At 66.4% G+C, this 15,920-nt stretch carries 19 protein-coding genes; 6 read left to right on the top strand and 13 right to left on the bottom strand.

Going from position 1 to position 15,920, the window contains the following annotated elements; translation table 11 throughout:
• Positions 1 to 50 precede the first annotated feature (50 nt).
• Complete coding sequence (locus N415_RS12805) at positions 51 to 524, bottom strand: helix-turn-helix domain-containing protein (RefSeq protein WP_068182008.1); 474 nt, start codon at positions 522 to 524, stop codon at positions 51 to 53.
• A gap of 96 nt (positions 525 to 620) precedes the next feature.
• Here N415_RS12805 and N415_RS12810 point away from each other — a divergent pair, with 96 nt between their 5' ends.
• Genes N415_RS12810 through N415_RS12820 form a run of 3 tightly spaced genes read left to right on the top strand, consistent with a single transcriptional unit; the run spans position 621 to position 3,197 of the window.
• Positions 621 to 1,802, top strand: a complete 1,182-nt coding sequence (locus N415_RS12810) for a thiolase family protein (protein WP_068181893.1) — start codon at positions 621 to 623, stop codon at positions 1,800 to 1,802.
• A 23-nt stretch (positions 1,803 to 1,825) separates the two neighbouring features.
• A complete protein-coding gene (locus N415_RS12815; RefSeq protein WP_204366821.1) occupies positions 1,826 to 2,704 on the top strand; it encodes an NAD(P)H-binding protein in 879 nt (292 codons plus the stop codon).
• Entirely contained in the window at positions 2,697 to 3,197 is a 501-nt protein-coding gene (locus N415_RS12820) for a DUF302 domain-containing protein (protein ID WP_068181898.1), read from the top strand. Before N415_RS12815 ends, N415_RS12820 begins: the two co-directional genes overlap by 8 nt.
• 24 nt (positions 3,198 to 3,221) lie before the next feature.
• On the opposite strand, the gene N415_RS12825 is transcribed toward N415_RS12820, so the two are convergent.
• Positions 3,222 to 4,256, bottom strand: coding sequence for a carbon-nitrogen hydrolase family protein (locus N415_RS12825; RefSeq protein ID WP_152531355.1), 1,035 nt, complete (start codon positions 4,254 to 4,256; stop codon positions 3,222 to 3,224).
• Positions 4,257 to 4,315: 59 nt separating this feature from the next.
• Here N415_RS12825 and N415_RS12830 point away from each other — a divergent pair, with 59 nt between their 5' ends.
• A complete protein-coding gene (locus N415_RS12830) occupies positions 4,316 to 4,978 on the top strand; it encodes a hypothetical protein (RefSeq protein ID WP_152531356.1) in 663 nt (220 codons plus the stop codon).
• Between the two features lie 33 nt (positions 4,979 to 5,011).
• On the opposite strand, the gene N415_RS12835 is transcribed toward N415_RS12830, so the two are convergent.
• Positions 5,012 to 6,379, bottom strand: a complete 1,368-nt coding sequence (locus tag N415_RS12835) for a carboxylesterase family protein (protein WP_239645527.1) — start codon at positions 6,377 to 6,379, stop codon at positions 5,012 to 5,014.
• Positions 6,380 to 6,550: 171 nt separating this feature from the next.
• Here N415_RS12835 and N415_RS12840 point away from each other — a divergent pair, with 171 nt between their 5' ends.
• The gene (locus tag N415_RS12840; protein WP_068181906.1) at positions 6,551 to 7,051 is read left to right on the top strand and encodes a nitroreductase/quinone reductase family protein; all 501 of its coding nucleotides are present in this window, start codon (positions 6,551 to 6,553) and stop codon (positions 7,049 to 7,051) included.
• 47 nt (positions 7,052 to 7,098) lie between these two features.
• On the opposite strand, the gene N415_RS12845 is transcribed toward N415_RS12840, so the two are convergent.
• The 10 genes from N415_RS12845 to N415_RS12885 all read right to left on the bottom strand — a co-directional run bounded on the left by N415_RS12845 (position 7,099) and on the right by N415_RS12885 (position 15,246).
• The gene (locus tag N415_RS12845; protein WP_068182014.1) at positions 7,099 to 7,500 is read right to left on the bottom strand and encodes a hypothetical protein; all 402 of its coding nucleotides are present in this window, start codon (positions 7,498 to 7,500) and stop codon (positions 7,099 to 7,101) included.
• Positions 7,501 to 7,606: 106 nt separating this feature from the next.
• Positions 7,607 to 7,828 carry a hypothetical protein gene (locus N415_RS30630; protein ID WP_239645528.1) on the bottom strand — a complete coding sequence of 74 codons (222 nt, stop codon included), beginning with the start codon at positions 7,826 to 7,828 and terminating at the stop codon, positions 7,607 to 7,609.
• Between the two features lie 513 nt (positions 7,829 to 8,341).
• Positions 8,342 to 8,728, bottom strand: a complete 387-nt coding sequence (locus tag N415_RS12850; protein ID WP_068181909.1) for a hypothetical protein — start codon at positions 8,726 to 8,728, stop codon at positions 8,342 to 8,344.
• A 48-nt stretch (positions 8,729 to 8,776) separates the two neighbouring features.
• Complete coding sequence (locus N415_RS12855; RefSeq protein WP_068181912.1) at positions 8,777 to 9,109, bottom strand: DUF732 domain-containing protein; 333 nt, start codon at positions 9,107 to 9,109, stop codon at positions 8,777 to 8,779.
• A gap of 71 nt (positions 9,110 to 9,180) precedes the next feature.
• Positions 9,181 to 9,717, bottom strand: a complete 537-nt coding sequence (locus tag N415_RS12860; protein WP_068181916.1) for a hypothetical protein — start codon at positions 9,715 to 9,717, stop codon at positions 9,181 to 9,183.
• Between the two features lie 42 nt (positions 9,718 to 9,759).
• Positions 9,760 to 11,040 (bottom strand): fatty acid desaturase, encoded by a 1,281-nt coding sequence (locus N415_RS12865; RefSeq protein ID WP_068181919.1) that lies wholly within the window; start codon positions 11,038 to 11,040, stop codon positions 9,760 to 9,762.
• An 87-nt stretch (positions 11,041 to 11,127) separates the two neighbouring features.
• Positions 11,128 to 12,273 (bottom strand): ferredoxin reductase, encoded by a 1,146-nt coding sequence (locus N415_RS12870; RefSeq protein WP_068182017.1) that lies wholly within the window; start codon positions 12,271 to 12,273, stop codon positions 11,128 to 11,130.
• Between the two features lie 131 nt (positions 12,274 to 12,404).
• Positions 12,405 to 12,917: a hypothetical protein gene (locus tag N415_RS12875; RefSeq protein ID WP_068181922.1), complete on the bottom strand. Its 513-nt coding sequence runs from the start codon at positions 12,915 to 12,917 to the stop codon at positions 12,405 to 12,407.
• Entirely contained in the window at positions 12,917 to 13,783 is an 867-nt protein-coding gene (ppk2, locus tag N415_RS12880) for a polyphosphate kinase 2 (RefSeq protein ID WP_068181925.1), read from the bottom strand. Before ppk2 ends, N415_RS12875 begins: the two co-directional genes overlap by 1 nt.
• Before the next feature lie 44 nt (positions 13,784 to 13,827).
• Complete coding sequence (locus N415_RS12885; RefSeq protein WP_068181929.1) at positions 13,828 to 15,246, bottom strand: wax ester/triacylglycerol synthase family O-acyltransferase; 1,419 nt, start codon at positions 15,244 to 15,246, stop codon at positions 13,828 to 13,830.
• A gap of 165 nt (positions 15,247 to 15,411) precedes the next feature.
• On the opposite strand from N415_RS12885, the gene N415_RS12890 reads away from it, so the two are divergent.
• Entirely contained in the window at positions 15,412 to 15,915 is a 504-nt protein-coding gene (locus N415_RS12890; RefSeq protein WP_068181932.1) for an Rv3235 family protein, read from the top strand.
• The last annotated feature ends 5 nt before the right edge of the window (positions 15,916 to 15,920 follow it).

The following is a 15,920-nucleotide window of genomic DNA, read 5'->3' on the forward strand; positions in this document are numbered from 1 at the left end:
CGACACGCCGCGAAAGCCGTACGTTTGCGGACCCTCGCTGCTCGCGATGCTCAACCAGACTTAGCCAGCCGCATGCCGAGCTCGCCCGGCGGCACCAGATGCCCCTCGGCGCAGCGGATTTCGACGCTCACCTCGGCGCCGCAGCCTACGTGCGTGAGTCGCAGCCGGTGACGGCCCGGCAGGTGCCGGCGGCCCCACTCGAACATCGCCCAGACCACCGGCATGAAATCGACGCCAGCCTGGGTCAGCACGTACTCTTCTCGGGCCCGCTGCCCCGGCTCGCGGTAGGGCCGCCGCTCCAGCAGGCCCAGCTCGACTAGCTCGGCAAGCCGCGCCGACGTGGCCGCCTTCGTGATGCCGACCCGGCGGGCGAAGTCGTCGAACCGGGTGGTGCCGTAATACGCCTCGCGCATGATCAGCATCGCGGACTTGGTGCCGACCACCGCCATGGTCTTCTCGATCGCGCACTCACCGACCGGCGACCACTTCTCGCGGTCCGCCAGAGCGCCTTGAAGGAATGTCATGTAGATCACCTCCCAGTCTGGGTTGATTTTAGTGTACCCAGATGTTTACCTGGGTACAGCTAGCAATACCTAGCTACTAGGCCTCAAGGAGGAGCCATGGTTCAAGGTCGCGACGCCGTCATCGTCGGTGCGGTACGCACCCCGATCGGCAAGGGCAAGGCCAGCGGCGCGCTGCACGACGTGCTGCCCGCCGACCTGCTGGCGCACAGCCTGCGCGAACTGGTAGCCCGCACGGGCGTCGACCCGGAGCGCATCGACGACGTCATCGCCGGTGCCGTCACCCAGGCGGGCGACCAGGCCGTCAACATCGCGCGCAACGCGCTGCTGGGCGCGGGATTCCCGGAGTCGGTTCCCGGCGTCACCATCGACCGGCAGTGCGGCAGCAGCCAGCAGGCGATCAGTTTCGCCGCGCAGGGCGTGCTGGCCGGCGCCTACGACCTCGTCGTCGCGGGTGGCGTCGAGTCGATGAGCCGCGTCCCGATGGGTAGCTCGGTGCTGCCCGGCAGCGACCCGTTCGGTCACGACATGGCGCAGCGCTACCCCGACGAGCTTGTCCCGCAGGGCATCAGCGCCGAGCTGATCGCCGCGAAGTGGGGCTTCTCGCGCACCCAGCTCGACGAGTTCTCCGCCGGCAGCCACGACAAGGCCGCCCGCGCCACCAAGGACGGGCTGTTCGACAACGAGCTGATCCCGATCGCGGGGCTGGCCACCGACGAGATCATCCGGCCTGGCACCACGGTCGAGACGCTGGCCGCCCTGCAGCCCGCGTTCTACAGCGACGCGATGAACGAGCGCTTCCCGCAGATCAAGTGGGAGATCACGCCCGGTAACTCGTCGCCGCTGTCCGACGGCAGCGCCGCGGTGTTGATCACCACCAGCGAGGTCGCCAAACAACTCGGACTCCGTCCGCTGGCGCGCATCCACACCACCACCGTGGTGGGCTCCGACCCGCTGTACATGCTGACCGGGGTCATCCCGGCTACGGAGAAGGTGCTGCGCCGCGCCGGGCTGACGCTGGCCGACATCGACCTGTTCGAGGTGAACGAGGCCTTCGCGCCCGTCGTCCTCGCCTGGGCGCACGACACCGGGGCCGACCTGGCCAAGACGAACGTCAACGGCGGCGCCATCGCGATCGGCCACCCGCTCGGGGCCAGCGGCGCGCGCATCATGACCACCCTGGTCAACGCTCTGGAACAGCGCGGCGGACGCTATGGGCTGCAGACGATGTGCGAGGGCGGCGGCATGGCCAACGCCACCATCATCGAGCGGTTGGGCTAACCGCGGCCATGACAAGGATCCTGGTGACCACCGCCAATGGTGATACCGGCCGTCCGATGGTCGATTGCCTGCTCGACCTCGGACTGCCGGTCACGGCGATGGTCCGACGGGACGACGACCGCGCCCAACGCCTCCGCGACGCCGGTGCCGAAGTTGTGGTCGGAGACCAGCTCAATCTCGGTGACGTGCGCGCAGCACTCGACGGCGTGCAGCGCGCCTACTTCAATTTCCCGGTCGGTGAGGGACTCGTTGAAGCGGCGGTGATGTTCGCCCAGGCGGCCAGAGAGCAAAACCTCGAGCTGATCGTCAACATGAGCCACATTCAGTCGCGACCGCGGGCCCGGAGCAAGGCCACGCAGAATCACTGGCTTTCCGAGCAGGTATTCGACTGGTCGGGGATTCCGACGACCAATCTGCGGGTCACGTTCTTCATGGAATGGCTGACTTACATCGCCGCGTTGATCCGCGCCGGCCGCTATGTCATGCCCTTTGACGCCGACAGTCGCTTTGCTCCAATCGCCGCACGAGACATCGCGTTGACCGCCGCGACCATCTTGAGCGATCCGCACGGGCACGGCAGCCGGACGTACACCCTGACCGGCCCGGTCGAGTACAGCCACCAGGAACTGGCTGCCGAGGTCGGCCGCGTCCTCGGTCGAGAACTCCCGTTCGAAAGCGTAACCGCGACAACATTTCTGGACCTTATCGGGATTCCCGACGACACCGCCAAGCTGAGGCACTTCGAGGCTGTGGCGATCGACCAGCGCGAAGGGCGCCTGGCCGGCATCAGTGATGCGGCCCTCAAGATCATCGGCCGCCCGCTCACCACGGTCGAGGACTTCGTCAACGACCACCGCTCGGCGTTCGAACAAAACCACGACAGGGAGGCCGAACATGTCTGAGCGCACCGAAATCAAGTTCGACGGCATACGGGTCCGCTACGACAGCGCCAAGGGTTTCGACGAGCTGGTCGCTGCGCTGCTGGCCGACATCGGCGACAAACCGGTACCGATCAACGAGATCGCCCAGGCGCATGACGACTGGGAATCGTATCGGCAGGACGTCGAACAATACGTCGGGCCAAGCGGATTCATGCTGTTCGGCTTGTTCGACCACGGCGCATGGACCATCAAGGCCGGCATCGACCGCAAGGTGCTGCGGGTCATCCTCGGCAACCCGCTGATCGCGATCACGATGCTGCGCCACGACGTGACCGCGGGCTTGTTCGCCCCGGTCGAACTGCTGCTGACCGACGAAGGCGAAGGCAGCAGCCTGACCTACGTCAAGCCGTCGTCGCTGATGGTTGTCGAGGAAAATCCCGAATTGCTCAGCGCCGCAGAGGCGCTGGACGCGAAGCTGGACGCCCTGGCCAGCAAGGTGGCCAACGGCGCGTAGCGCGCCAGATGGCATGGGCCGCGTTCAACGAGTGAACATCTCGCGGACGTAGGGCAGCGTCGTCGACAAGTAGTACTGGTGGCCGGTCTCGAGGTCACGTTCCCATTGGCGATAAACCGCTTCGGGAAACTCGGCGATCCAGAAGCTGTCCGGTACCGCGTCCGGCTCGTCCGATACGGGACCGAGCGTGACGTCAGCGGTGATAACGCCTTCGCCTTCTTCGCGAGACATCCGCGCGAGAATGCGGCCGTTACCGTCGACGATTTGAGCCTCGCCCAGGTAGCGAGACGGGTAGCTCTCGCCCGAAGCAGGCCAGGACTGCCCAACGAACCGTCCCGCGTGCGCGGCGTGAACCACCGGCACCCCAAGCATTCTGGCGAATCGGCTCGGCGCGGCCTTCATGATTTCGAGGCCGAAATCGGCTGCAGGACCATCCGACTGCCCGCTGTCCTTTCCGCCCCACCATCCCGAACCGCCCACCACGATGTCGACCTTTCCCTTCAACCGCGCGGCCGTCCTGGATCGGATGAGCTCCCAACAAAGCGCCGCGCCGATATTGCCTTGCGGCGTGTTCAGAACGCCGTCGTCGTCCCCTCCGATGTAGTAGCAGTTCTCCCAGAACGTCGGGTCATCCTTGTCGTGTCGGTGGCTACTTCCGTCGGGTAGCGCCAGAACAAAGGTGTTATAGACGTGGCCGTCGCGCCACGCCAGGAACGACCCGCCGACAATGGCGTTGCCTTCGCGCGCCAAGTCAGAGAGCAACTGGGCCGGCGACCCGTCGATCGCCCGAGTCGTCGACGCCATGTGCGGGAAGAACGCATTGCCGGAGGCGAATAGCTCCGGCAGGATGACCAAGTTTGCGCCGCGCTCGAAAGCGACCCGGACGAGGCGTTGCGCCATAGCCAGGTTGGCGTCGACATCCCCCAATTCGGCGAGCATCTGAATCGCCGCGACACGAATCGTCGGCGACGGGGCGGCCGCAATGTCGTTCGACATCGCCCGGATGATACCCGCACGGCGAGCCTCCGACCAGGAAAAAGACCCGCCGGACGCGCGCATCGCAGGAACTGCGGGTGCGGACGCGACGTAGAGTACGTGTGGAGCAAGGGAGCACCGCGATGGCTGAAAATGAGCCCACCTCGGGTGGCGGGTCCGGCAACTACAGCAACAGCGCTATTACGGGAGTGGGCTCCGGAGGACCGCTTCCCCATTCCCGCGAGGAGCAAATACTCGCTGCCAAAATATCGCGGGCCATGTTGTCGGGTCCGCGCCACATCACCAGGGATGCCACCGTTGCCGACATGGACGAACAAGGCAACCGCGTGGTGCTTCGCCAGGGAACCAACGACTGGGTGTGCTTCCCGGGTGATGAGAACAAAATCGGCGATGTTCCCATGTGCGCCGATCCCAACGGTCTGCAGTGGATGGACGACCTCAAGGCCCGCAAGCCGGCACCGACCAATACCGCTCCCGGGATCATCTACATGCTCTGCGGCGCAATGCAGCACAGCAACACCGATCCTTTCGACAAGACCAGTCCCGCCATTCCCATTGGCCCGCACTGGATGATCATCTGGCCCTACAACGCGGCGCGCGACGGTCTGCCCAACACCGTGCGCGATGCGGGGGCCTGGGTGATGTTCGATGGAACGCCCTACGCCTATCTGCACATCTGCGGTACGCCCTGGGCCGGAAACGAGTACACCCCCGACCAGGTCCCCGTGTGGACGATGCGGTACAGCCCACCGGCCGAGCCGCCGGCGAATAACCCTCGCCCGTAAGGGTTTCCGTCCAGTGGCGTCCCGAGCGGTGTGTCAGATTTGAAGCGACGAGCTCCCTAGCCCGGCGATGCCGCCGTGTGCGAAGGCAGCCCAGTAACCGCGCGTCCTGCGAGCCACATCGGCGTCGATGGGATCGGGTTCGGGGCCAAGCATTGGCGCGTCGGCCCAGCACTCTGGAGAGCCGAAAAGCAGCGGCAGCTCGATGCAATGGCATGAGCGAAACGGCGCGCCTGGCGGTGACCAGTCCACGCGGAAAGTCGCTGCGGCACCGCCATGTGAAATCCAAGATCTGGCGAGTTCGAGCGCCGGCCGGCCGAATATCCGCCGGGTCACCACGTCGCCGAGCAGTCGAGCGGCGGCCCGACCCGGTGGGCCAAGGCGCTGGAGTCGTTGCCCTCGCGAGTCCATGGCGACGAACGCGTCCGCATCATTGCGGGCGTAGCCGACGAGCATCTCAATTCGGGCTGCCGCGTCGGCAAGTTTGCGACTTTCGTCGCGGGCGGAAGGTAGCGGGTCCATGCCATCGATCGGTGCGAACGGGAACCCGCCGACCAGTCCGAATCGCTGTGCCGTTGTCACAGCGGCGGTTTGAGCGTTGAGAAGCTGCTCGACGCTGGCCTCGCCCGGGGCCACACCGCCAAGCGCGCCGGTCACCGCTTCTCGCATTGCCGCCGTCATCGCCTCCCTGCCGCTTCGCACACCGAGCGGGGCACTTTGCAGGATGGCGCGGTGGAACAGACCCGTCGCTTCCTCACTGAGGATCAGTGACAACACCGAATCTCCGCCCGCCGACTGGCCGAAGATCGTCACTTGCGATGGGTCGCCGCCGAACGCCGCGATGTGCTGCTGGGTCCAACGCAACGCCATGATCTGATCCCGCAGCCCCAAGTTCTCTTCCCCGCCCGCGTTGGGGTTGAGGTATCCGAAGATGCCGAGCCGGTAGCTGACGGTGACGACGACGACGCGACCCTCCCCGGCCAGCGCATCGGGGTCGTACTTGGGCGCCTCCCCGCTGCCCGACATGTACGCCCCACCGTGGAACCACACCATCACCGGGAGTCCCTGAGCGCCGGAAGGCGCTGTGACGCTGAGTATCTGACATTGCTCGCTGACGGCGAGGCCCTCGACCACCGGGCCATTCACGAAATCCAAACGTGACGGCAACTGCGGACACACCGGACCGCGCCTCGTCGCATCGCGCACATCGGTATGCCGTGGAGCGGGAACCGGCGCGGAGAATCGTTCGGCGGTCGCGTAGGGAATGCCGTGCGCCCTGATCAGAACGCCGTCATCGTCGACAAGTAGCGGACCGCAATCCGCGTCAAGGCGTCGTTGCGCCACCAGGTCACCGTACCGATCCGGGAAAAGCCGCATCCGAACCCCCGACGCAATGTCCGTCATGGACCACTGCTCGCCGCGGCGTGGAATTTCCAGGGCCTTTGGTCAGTCTCTTCGACAACTGACCACAGAAGGTCTGACAGCGTGACGGCACATGGTTGCACGATCGGCCTGGCAAAATCACTCATGGAGGCGCGTCGTGCGGCCTCGTTTCGTTTGCGGGAGGAGTCATCCATGAGCGACGCCGATGCGGCATCAATCCGAGCGGCGCGCAGTGACTGGGTCAGCGAGCACCTCAAGGCGTACCTGACCTCCGGCGGCACGCGAGGCCACATCATGGATGTGAGTGCGGTCGGGGGACGCGAACTGACCACGCACTGCTTGATCAAGGTCGTCGGTCGCAAATCGGGTAAGAGCTATATCAGACCGTTGATCTACGGCAACGTCGGCGGGGAGATCGTGATCGTCGCATCCAAGGGAGGCGCCGACACGCACCCGGAGTGGTACCTGAATGTCTTACAGAGCAACACGATTGGCGTTCAGATCGCCACCCAGGCATTCGAGGCCACGTGGCGGGAGCCCGAAGGCGAGGAACGCCATGAGGTGTGGGCGTACATGGCGCACCTGTATCCGCCCTACCTCGCCTACCAGAAATCAACCAGTCGTCAGATCCCGCTGGTGATGTTGACACCCGTCCGTGCGATCGACGTCTTCTCCGCGGAGCACTCAGGCTAGCGGGCGGTCGAGTCGGGCGGATGCCATTAAACGTCGTCCGCGGAGCCCTAGTGCTGCGTCGAGCGCCCGGAGCGCGACCTCGCCGCCGTGCGCGGCCGCCTCGACGGCCGCGAGCCGGAGCGGCCCTTGGCTCCAGATCGCGACGCGACGCGCCGGGTCGACCCGCCGTCGGAGCGATGGGTCAGATAATGCACCCCCAAAAGTGTGCCGCCGACGGGCAATAACAGCGGCCACTCCACCAGACCGACCGCACCGACCGCGGCCACCGTCAGTGCCGCCGCGGGAATGGACCGGCTTCCGGTGCTCAGGCCGCTTTGGACACCGCCGACCACACCCTGGACACCGCCGACCACTCCATTGACAGCCGCACCGCCGATCGCGCCGGCCGCCGCAACGCTGGCGTCGACCGTGCGACTGGCCGCATGCAGCGTTCCTCTCAAGACGTCCATCATTGCTCCTCCATCTGTCTCCAATTCAGCGGCCCTTCAACGGGATTCGGTGCTCGTATGGCGAGCACGATCTGCGGCTGCACCCCTAGCGAGCGTTCCGGATTCGCTACGCTCCCGACGCCGACTTGGCCAGTTCTTCCCTGGCGCGGCGCTCTACCAGCAGTGGAACGAAATCGCGCAAGGTGCAGTGGCTAAACCGCCCATAGGTTTGCTCGACTACCTGCGCGACATGTGTGTGCGATAGTTGCGCGTACTTTTGGGCAAGACGACGCTGAACCGCCTCGATCTGTGCCCGCTCTTCTTGAGGCACACCCGCGACCCCATACACCGAAAGATTTTAACCTGGTAGTCGCCACAAATAAACGCCGCGTTCACTCTCGGTTGCCGACGGCGAATTGGCGCGGGAGAGCGGATGCGGCTCACAGGCCGGAGAAACACCGCGCGTGCGGAAGGGCAAGGGCGCCAGGCGTTTCCGCGGGGTCATTTTGCGAAGTTTTGTCGCCAGAAAGGCGGCGGGTTGCAAATGGGTGGGGGAAGATCGCTCGATGGATAGGCGCCAGGTCGCTCAGGCTTCCGAGTTCGTCCGAGCCTTGCGCGTCCAGCTAGGCGAGATGACCAGCCAGCTATCTCGGATAGAACGGCTCAATCTGACGGCGAACAACAGCCGAGCGTGCGCACTGCGGGTCGAAGCGGCCAATCTGCGCCGCGACATCAAAGAAGCACAGTCTCTCGTCGATCGACTCGAACGTCGCTACCTCGAGCGACATGTCGGAAATAGAGTTCCGCGGGCTGCGCCGAGGCCCGTCAGGGGTTAAGGGCCAAGCCGGACCGCTGGCGCCCCTTACGGGGTGCCCTGCCAATGTTTGGCAAGCGGGGTGCCGGAATACTTTTCGAGCATTAGACGGGAGAAGGACAGCAACGCACTGCGCGGGCGGTGGTTCACCACGACCTGCCGCGTCTGTCCCGCCGCGTTGAAAGTGACCCAGACAATTACGTTGGTGCGCACGCCGCGGATCTCGCATGTGTAGTCCTCGACGAAGCCATAGTCGCCAGCGGGCCCGGCGAAGTTGAACTCCTGCTTGTCGTACACCTCGCGGGCGGTCACCACGATCGAGCGAACGTCTTCCGCGCCGTGGGCGGTGCCGTCCATTGCTGCGGCTTCCAGGGTGACGTCCTCGGCGAGGTTGTCCAGCCACACCGGGTAATAGGGCTTGCCCAGGTAGGTCATGGTGCGTCTCCCTCGGGACCCGGTCAGCCGGCCGGACGCTGCGCTCGATCAGTCAAACTTGCTCGAGTACTGCGGGCAGTAAACCCCCGTCGCCGCACCCATGATCTTGGCCAGCGAGGTGTCCTGCAACTGCGGGAGCCCCTGTTTCGCATCGGCGAAGGTCTGCTCGAACGTGAACCCGTGAGCCCAGTCGGTGCAAACGGCATGGCCGATTTGGACCATCGTCTGGTCCGAGCCGCTCGCCCAGGTGATTCCCTTGTCCTTCAGGGTCTGCAGGTAAGCGTCATCCGACGAATCGGCGTTCGCGATCGCGGCGGTGAAGACCGCGATACCTCCCAGAAAGGCGGCGAGCGGGGCGGTCAAGCGTGCGGTCTTCTTCATTTGCTGGCTCCTCAGTCTGGGCGGCAGCAGTTAGATTATCCGGAACCTACCCGCTAGCAAATCGAAACGGATCAAAGCCACCCGGTGCGCGCGGCGGCGACGGGTTCGGCGGGGGCTGGGGCCAGTTCGCCGTCGCGCACGCCGTCCAGCATTCGCTTGACCGCGGCCACGATCTCCGGGGCCGTCGCCGCGAGGCCGGCCAGATCGGCCTCGCTGACCTCACCCACGTCGACGCCGGCCCGCTCCAGCACGGCGGCCGGATCGGCCAGTTGGCCGGCCAGCCAGGACACCGGGTCGGCGGTGAGTTCGGGGACGAAGTTCCGGCGGCCCGGTTCCCAACCGTCGAAACGCGGATGGTGATGGGCCCGGTCGAGCGTGCCCGGCGGGCTCTCGGTGGACCCGAACAGGTCCACCCGCCACACCGGCCGGCTGAAGGCGATCGGAACGCCGGCGTAGATCGATCCCTGCGGCTCGCCCCGGTCGACGAGGCGCAGTTCGAGCCTGACTCCCCGTTCCGGCGTCTCCTGACCGGTGAGCGGGCGCGGGTCGACGAAGTACATGTCCCCGACGACGACACCGAGGGTTTCGAATCCGAACGCTGCGAACATCACGTGCCTCCTAGTCCCGCATCGAGCCTAGGACGCGCGCCGTCAGGCGGCCAGGTCGTCCCTGCGGCCCTGCTTCGCTTCCTTCTTGGCGCGCCGCCAATCCCGCACGGTGGCGATCGCGGTCTTCAGGCCGCGCCGGCGTCCGGTCGCCGGGTCGGTGCCGGCGAAACCGGGCTCCAATTCGGCGAACATCCGCTCGCTGCGCGTCTCCGGCGCGTTGTCGGCGTCGTCGCGCAGGTACTTGTTCGGCAGCGACAGCTTGGCCAGCGTGCGCCACGTCTTGGCGTACTGCACCAGGAAAGAGCCCGTGGTGTAAGGCAAGTCGTACTTGTCGCACAGCGCGCGCACCCGGACAGAAATCTCGTGCAGCCGGTTGCTCGGCAGATCGGGATACAGGTGGTGCTCGATCTGGTGGCACAGGTTGCCGCTCATGAACCGCAGCGCGGGGCCGGCCTCGAAGTTGGCGCTACCCAGCATCTGGCGCAGGTACCACTGGCCCTTGGTCTCGCCGATCATGTCGGTCTTGGTGAATTTCTCTGCGCCGTCGGGGAAGTGGCCGCAGAAGATCACGGCGTTCGCCCAGACGTTGCGGATGATGTTGGCGACCGCGTTGGCCGTCAGCGTGGACCGATAGGTCGCGCCGGGCGACAGCGCGGTCAGCGCCGGGAACGCGACGTAATCCTTGACGACCTGACGGCCGGCCTTGGCGAGAAACTCGTCGATGCGTTGCCGGGCGTCGTCGTTGTCCATCCGCTTCTTGACGATCTTGCCCAATTCCACGTGCTGCAGGCCGACGCCCCACTCGAAGAGCAGCGCCAGCATGGTGTTGTAGAACAGGTTCAAGACGTTGAAGCGCTTCCAGCGCTGATCCCGGGTGACGCGCAGCAAGCCGTAGCCGACGTCGTCGTCCATCCCGAGGATGTTGGTGTACTTGTGGTGCACGAAGTTGTGCGTGTAGCGCCAGTGCTTGGACGACCCGCTCATGTCCCACTCCCACGTCGAGGAGTGGATCTCCGGGTCGTTCATCCAGTCCCACTGGCCGTGCATGACGTTGTGGCCGATCTCCATGTTCTCGACGATCTTGGCCACGCCCAAGGTCACGGTGCCGGCCCACCACGCCGAGCGGCGCGAACTGGCGGCCAGCAGCACGCGGCCGGCCACCTCCAGCGCACGCTGCGCGGCGATGGTGCGACGGATGTAGCGGGCGTCGCGCGCCCCTCGAGAGTCTTCGATGTCCTGGCGGATGGCATCCAGCTCAACGGCCAGGCTTTCGATGTCAGCGTCCGTCAGATGGGCGAATACGTCGACGTCTGTGATTGCCACTCGTCGTCATCTCCCTACGGTCGTGTCGTCGGTGCAATACCTACGCTATCGTAACCTACGAATCCGTAGGTTACCTGTGAGTAATCTTTAAATGTCGAGCACGCAATCGCCGGACGCGGCCGACACACAGGTCTGAATCCGGGTTCCGGGCTCGTGTTCGGCGCCGGTTCGCAGATCGCGGACGTGCCCGTCCACCAGGCTTACCACGCAGGACTGGCAGATACCCATCCGGCAGCCGAAGGGCATCTGCACACCCGCCCCCTCGCCGGCATCCATCAACGGCGTCGCTCCGTCGGCCGCGACGGCGCGCCCGCTGCGCGCGAACGTCACCGTGCCGCCGGCTCCGGCAGGCGCGGCCTTGGACACGGCGAACCGCTCCAGGTGCAGCCGGTCGCCGATGCCCGCCGCCGACCACACCTTCTGCGCTTGGTTGAGCATGCCCTCCGGCCCGCAGGCCCAGGTCTGCCGCTCACGCCAGTCCGCGACCTGTTGATCCAGGGCGGCCAGGTCGAGCCGGCCCTGCTTGCGGGTCTCTCGCACCTGCAAGCGGTAGCCCGGCTGGTTGGCGGCCAGCGCGCCCAGCTCGGCGCGGAACATCACGTCGGATTCGGTGGGCGCCGAATGCAAATGCGTGACGTCACCAATCTGGTTGCGGCGCACCAACGTTCGCAGCATCGACATCACCGGCGTTATCCCGGAACCGGCGGTCAGGAACAGGATCGACGACGGCGCCGGGTCCGGCAGGACGAAGTTGCCCTGGGGCGCGGCCAGCCGCACGATGGTCCCGGGCTCGACGCCGGCCACCAGGTGGGTGGACAGGAAACCCTCGGGCATCGCCTTGACGGTGATGGTCACCGTGCGGGGCGAGCCGCTGGTCTCGGCCGGGCTCGAGGTCAGCGAATACGACCGCCACCGCCAGCGCCCGTCGACGAGCAGCCCGATCCCGATGTACTGGCCGGGCTGATAGTCGAAGCTGAAGCCCCAGCCCGGTTTGATCACCAGGGTCGCGGAATCCTCGGTCTCGCGGCGGACCTCGAGGACGCGGCCCCGCAGTTCCCGCGCGGACCACAGCGGGTTGGCCAGATGCAGGTAGTCATCGGGCAAAAGCGGCGTCGTGATCCGCGCGGCGAGCTTGCGTAGCGCGTGCCAGCCGGGGTGCCGCTCGGCGCCGGCCACAACGGGTCGCTTGGTGTCGACGACGTTGCCCCTGATCGATGGGTTACGTCTGCCCAGCGGAAGCTCCTGCTCACTAGCCGGCGTCTGGCTTACGCCCAACATTGTCGCCGATTCTGTGCGCTCCACGAAACCTACGGTAGCGTAACCTACGGTGTCGTAGCTAGTCGGAATCCGTCACATTCGGCGCGTCAGAGCAGGTCAAGCAGGAACGGCAACTCCTGGTTCGCATACCAGGCCAGGTCGTGGTCCAGCGCGTCGCCGACGATCAGCTCGGCGTCCTCGTCGCCCAGGTCGGCGGCGTCGATGATCTCGATGGCCCGGATGACGTCCGGCTCGGCGGCGGCGTTGTCGACGTAGGCGGCGACGACCTGGTCGAGCGTGACGGGGGCGCCGAGGCGCACGACGGCGTCGTCGAGGTCGGGACGGAACTTGGCCTCCTCGACCTCGGCGGCCAACACCGCCCGCCGGGGCGGCAGGCCGGTGTCGGCTCCCCCGGCGTCCTGGGCCGCGAGCAGTCGCAGCGACGCCAGCGCCGCCTCGCGCAGCGCCACGTCGGCGAGCTCGTCGTCGTCGCCCTCGGCGTAGGCCTCGCGCAACGTCGGCGTCACCGCGAACGCGGTGCCGTTGACCGGCCAGACGGAGCCCTCGGCGACGAGCCGCTGCAACATCTCCAGGGTGGCCGGGATGTAGACCTGGATCATCAGCCCCCGACCAACGTGGCCGCGTAGTCGTCGACGTAGTTCGACAGCTCGCGCGGCGGGCGCTGGTAGTTCTCAGCCACCACCGGCTCCTTGGGCAGCTTGACCTTGGGCCGGCCCACGTCGTAGTACTCGATCGTGGACAGCAGGTGGGCCATCATGTTCAGCCGCGCGTGCTTCTTGATGTCGGATTCCACTATGTACCAAGGGCTTACCGGGGTGTCGGTGTGGACCATCATCTCGTCCTTGGCGCGCGAATAGTCCTCCCACCGATACAGCGATTCCATGTCCATTGGGCTGAGTTTCCATTGGCGGACAGGGTCATTCAGGCGCGCCCTGAACCGGTGCAGCTGTTCGGCCTCGGACACGGAGAACCAGTACTTGCGCAACAGGATCCCGTCGTCGATCAGCATCTGCTCGAAGATGGGCGTCTGGCGCAAGAAGAGCACATACTCCTGCGGCGTGCAGAATCCCATCACCTTTTCCACGCCAGCCCGGTTGTACCACGACCGATCGAAGAGCACGATTTCGCCCCTGGCGGGCAGGTGCGCGATGTAGCGCTGGTAGTACCACTGGCCCCGCTCCCGGTCGCTCGGCGCGGGTAGTGCCGCGATCCGGGCGACACGCGGGTTCAGGTATTCGGTGATGCGTTTGATCGTTCCGCCCTTGCCGGCCCCGTCCCGGCCCTCGAAAAGGATCACGATGCGCGCGCCGACGTGGCGCGCCCACTCCTGCAACTTCACGAATTCCGTTTGCAGCCGGTATATTTCGGTTCGGTAGACATCGTCGGAGATTTTGCGCGTGGTAGCGGTGCCCGATTTCTTACCGCTCGCCTTCGCCGACGCCCCGTCATTTATCGCGGTGCTCACAATTACGAATCATAGAACCAGGCACCGATTTTCACCCCGACTAATCAGCGGGAAGCTTCGAGTAATTCCTCGAGGGATTGGGCCAACAGTCCCGGCAGCAGGTCGACGTCGCTCATCGCCTCGCGGTCGGCGTTGATCCCGAAATACAACATGCCGTTGTAGGACGTCACGCTGATCGCCAGCGCCTGATTGTGCAGCAGCGGCGGTACGGCGTAGGTCTCCAGCAGCTTGGTGCCGGCGATGTACATCTGCGACTGAGCGCCCGGGGCGTTGGTGATCAAGAGGTTGAATGTCCGCTTGGAAAAGCTCGGGAAGCCGGTCGCGACTCGGATGCCCATGGCGTGCAGCGTCGGTGGGGCGAAACCCGACAGGGTCACGATGGTCCGGGCGTCCACCAAGCTGCCGGCGGTCGGGTTGGACTCGGTGGCGTGGGCGATCTGAGACAGCCGCACCACCGGGTTGGCCTCCCCCACCGGCAGATCCACCAAAAACGGCGTGACCTGACTGATCGTCTGGCCCGGGCCGGTCGAGTCGAGGTCGTCGTCGGCGTAGACGGACAGCGGCGCCATCGCGCGGATCGTCGCGGTCGGTGACACCGCCACGCCGCGGGACAACAGCCAGTTGCCCAGCGCGCCGGCCACGACGGCGAGCACCACGTCGTTGATGTCGCAGTCGTAGCGCGCGCGCACGGCGCGGTAGTCCTCGAGGTTGCCGCGGGCGACCGTGAACCTGCGGTGCCGCGAAACGGTCGCGTTCAGCGGGCTGCTGGGCGCGGTGCCCCGCGCCACCGCCCGCGCGATGTCGACGGCGCGGCGGCCCGCTTCGAGCAGCTCGTCATAGCTCGTGACCAGTCCGGCCACCGAGGACCCGACGGCCTGCAGCTGCGCACCCGGCCTCGCGATCCAGTCGCCGATCGCGCCCAAGGCCAACCGCGTGTTACCGGGGTCGCGTTCCGGTATCCAGATGTCTTCGGGGAACGGCGGCGGGCGGCGCGTCCGGTCGGCGATGACGTGGCCGATCTCCACCGCCGTCATGCCGTTGATCAGCGCCTGATGCGACTTCGTGTACAGCGCGATCCGGTTCTTGGACAGGCCCTCGACCAGGTACATCTCCCACAGCGGCCGCGACTTGTCCAGTGGCCGCGCGGCCAGCCGCGCGATCAGCTCGTGCAGCTGCTCGTCGCTGCCCGGGGACGGCAGCGCCGACCGCCGCACGTGATAGGTGATGTCGAAGTCGTTGTCGTCAAGCCACACCGGCCTGGCCGTGCCGATCAGCACCTCCCGGACCTTCTGCCGGTAACGCGGTATCTGGGGCAGTCGCTGTTCGATGGTGGCGAGCAGCGTCTCGTAGCTCAACCCGGCGCGCGGACGCTGCAGGATGGACAACGACCCCACGTACATGGGGGTGGCGGTGTTCTCGAGCCGGTAGAAGGACGCGTCCGTGGGGGACAACCGGGTCACCATTACGGCGCGTCCCTCCTGGTCAATTCGTCCTCGGTTCCTTGGGTGAACGGGTGTACCCGCCCACGGTAATCGAGCGGATACGCGCCGGATCGAGCTGTGCCATGATGACCACTTACCAGTCCCCGTCTGCCACTCTCCAGCAGGCCAATCCATGGAGAGTGCGCGTTGACCGTTTTCGCCGTGACACCCGTCGTCGACTACGAGCCGCCCAGGCGGGACGTCCCGCAGTGCCGGCAGCCACCCCATCCGACGCCGCGCCGCCGCGCGCGTGCGCCCCGCCGCCCCCTGGCCGGCCAGCCGGTCAGACCACCGAGACCGTCGGCGCCGATGCGCCAGGCGGCCGCCTTCGCCGACGCCGCGCTGCGCCGGGTGCTGGAGGTCGTCGACCGCCGCCGTCCCGCGGCGCAGCTGCGCCCGATGCTGGCGCCCGGCCTGGTGGACTCGGTGGTCGCGATCGGCGCTTCGGCGGCCTGCCGCGCACGCGGGCGTGACGGGACGGCGGTGCTGCGCCGGATGCGGCTGCAGCCCTCCGGGCGCCGCGACCCCGAGGCCGCGGCCGAGGTCTTCGGGTCCTACAGCCGCGGCGACCGGATCCACGCCATCGCGTGCCGCGTGGAACGGATGCCCTCCAGCGGCCGCTGGCAGGTGGTGGCCCTGCACATCGGTTAGTTGGG

It is taken from the genome of Mycobacterium sp. UM_CSW (assembly GCF_000455205.1).
In the GTDB taxonomy this organism is placed as follows: domain Bacteria; phylum Actinomycetota; class Actinomycetes; order Mycobacteriales; family Mycobacteriaceae; genus Mycobacterium.

Bases quoted from the DNA above. Each gene is read 5' to 3' on its own strand.
- N415_RS12805 (WP_068182008.1), bottom strand. From the start codon at position 524: ATGACATTCCTTCAAGGCGCTCTGGCGGACCGCGAGAAGTGGTCGCCG.
- N415_RS12810 (WP_068181893.1), top strand. From the start codon at position 621: ATGGTTCAAGGTCGCGACGCCGTCATCGTCGGTGCGGTACGCACCCCG.
- N415_RS12820 (WP_068181898.1), top strand. From the start codon at position 2,697: ATGTCTGAGCGCACCGAAATCAAGTTCGACGGCATACGGGTCCGCTAC.
- N415_RS12825 (WP_152531355.1), bottom strand. From the start codon at position 4,256: ATGCGCGCGTCCGGCGGGTCTTTTTCCTGGTCGGAGGCTCGCCGTGCG.
- N415_RS12830 (WP_152531356.1), top strand. From the start codon at position 4,316: ATGGCTGAAAATGAGCCCACCTCGGGTGGCGGGTCCGGCAACTACAGC.
- N415_RS12835 (WP_239645527.1), bottom strand. From the start codon at position 6,379: ATGACGGACATTGCGTCGGGGGTTCGGATGCGGCTTTTCCCGGATCGG.
- N415_RS12840 (WP_068181906.1), top strand. From the start codon at position 6,551: ATGAGCGACGCCGATGCGGCATCAATCCGAGCGGCGCGCAGTGACTGG.
- N415_RS12845 (WP_068182014.1), bottom strand. From the start codon at position 7,500: ATGGACGTCTTGAGAGGAACGCTGCATGCGGCCAGTCGCACGGTCGAC.
- N415_RS12850 (WP_068181909.1), bottom strand. From the start codon at position 8,728: ATGACCTACCTGGGCAAGCCCTATTACCCGGTGTGGCTGGACAACCTC.
- N415_RS12855 (WP_068181912.1), bottom strand. From the start codon at position 9,109: ATGAAGAAGACCGCACGCTTGACCGCCCCGCTCGCCGCCTTTCTGGGA.
- N415_RS12860 (WP_068181916.1), bottom strand. From the start codon at position 9,717: ATGTTCGCAGCGTTCGGATTCGAAACCCTCGGTGTCGTCGTCGGGGAC.
- N415_RS12875 (WP_068181922.1), bottom strand. From the start codon at position 12,917: ATGATCCAGGTCTACATCCCGGCCACCCTGGAGATGTTGCAGCGGCTC.
- N415_RS12885 (WP_068181929.1), bottom strand. From the start codon at position 15,246: ATGGTGACCCGGTTGTCCCCCACGGACGCGTCCTTCTACCGGCTCGAG.